Source organism: Vibrio albus, from assembly GCF_003144035.1.
Lineage (GTDB): Bacteria > Pseudomonadota > Gammaproteobacteria > Enterobacterales > Vibrionaceae > Vibrio > Vibrio albus.
The window spans coordinates 1-1,453 of sequence record NZ_QFWT01000024.1 but is presented as its reverse complement, the minus strand read 5'-3'; the positions used below and the strand labels follow the sequence as shown (position 1 = coordinate 1,453).

General features: G+C 53.5%; 1 rRNA gene. It reads left to right on the top strand.

Annotation, left to right across the window (positions count from 1 at the left end):
- Positions 1-1,449, top strand: a 16S ribosomal RNA gene (locus tag DI392_RS19310); the annotation flags it as partial.
- Between the last annotated feature and the right edge of the window lie 4 nt (positions 1,450-1,453).

Here is a 1,453-nt window from a genome sequence, read left to right as displayed (position 1 = left end):
GGCGTCGAGCGGCGGACGGGTGAGTAATGCTTAGGAAGTTGCCCTAATGAGGGGGATAACCATTGGAAACGATGGCTAATACCGCATAATACCTTTGGGTCAAAGCAGGGGATCTTCGGACCTTGCGCATTGGGATACGCCTAAGTGAGATTAGCTAGTTGGTGAGGTAAAGGCTCACCAAGGCGACGATCTCTAGCTGGTCTGAGAGGATGATCAGCCACACTGGAACTGAGACACGGTCCAGACTCCTACGGGAGGCAGCAGTGGGGAATATTGCACAATGGGCGCAAGCCTGATGCAGCCATGCCGCGTGTATGAAGAAGGCCTTCGGGTTGTAAAGTACTTTCAGCAGTGAGGAAGGGGTGTAGATTAATACTCTGCATCTTTGACGTTAGCTGCAGAAGAAGCACCGGCTAACTCCGTGCCAGCAGCCGCGGTAATACGGAGGGTGCGAGCGTTAATCGGAATTACTGGGCGTAAAGCGCATGCAGGTGGTGAGTTAAGTCAGATGTGAAAGCCCGGGGCTCAACCTCGGAATAGCATTTGAAACTGGCTGACTAGAGTACTGTAGAGGGGGGTAGAATTTCAGGTGTAGCGGTGAAATGCGTAGAGATCTGAAGGAATACCGGTGGCGAAGGCGGCCCCCTGGACAGATACTGACACTCAGATGCGAAAGCGTGGGGAGCAAACAGGATTAGATACCCTGGTAGTCCACGCCGTAAACGATGTCTACTTGGAGGTTGTTCCCTTGAGGAGTGGCTTTCGGAGCTAACGCGTTAAGTAGACCGCCTGGGGAGTACGGTCGCAAGATTAAAACTCAAATGAATTGACGGGGGCCCGCACAAGCGGTGGAGCATGTGGTTTAATTCGATGCAACGCGAAGAACCTTACCTACTCTTGACATCCAGAGAAGCCAGCGGAGACGCAGGTGTGCCTTCGGGAACTCTGAGACAGGTGCTGCATGGCTGTCGTCAGCTCGTGTTGTGAAATGTTGGGTTAAGTCCCGCAACGAGCGCAACCCTTATCCTTGATTGCCAGCACTTCGGGTGGGAACTTCAGGGAGACTGCCGGTGATAAACCGGAGGAAGGTGGGGACGACGTCAAGTCATCATGGCCCTTACGAGTAGGGCTACACACGTGCTACAATGGCGCATACAGAGGGCGGCCAACTTGCGAGAGTGAGCGAATCCCAAAAAGTGCGTCGTAGTCCGGATTGGAGTCTGCAACTCGACTCCATGAAGTCGGAATCGCTAGTAATCGTGGATCAGAATGCCACGGTGAATACGTTCCCGGGCCTTGTACACACCGCCCGTCACACCATGGGAGTGGGCTGCAAAAGAAGTAGGTAGTTTAACCTTCGGGAGAACGCTTACCACTTTGTGGTTCATGACTGGGGTGAAGTCGTAACAAGGTAGCCCTAGGGGAACCTGGGGCTGGATCACCTCCTTAACGA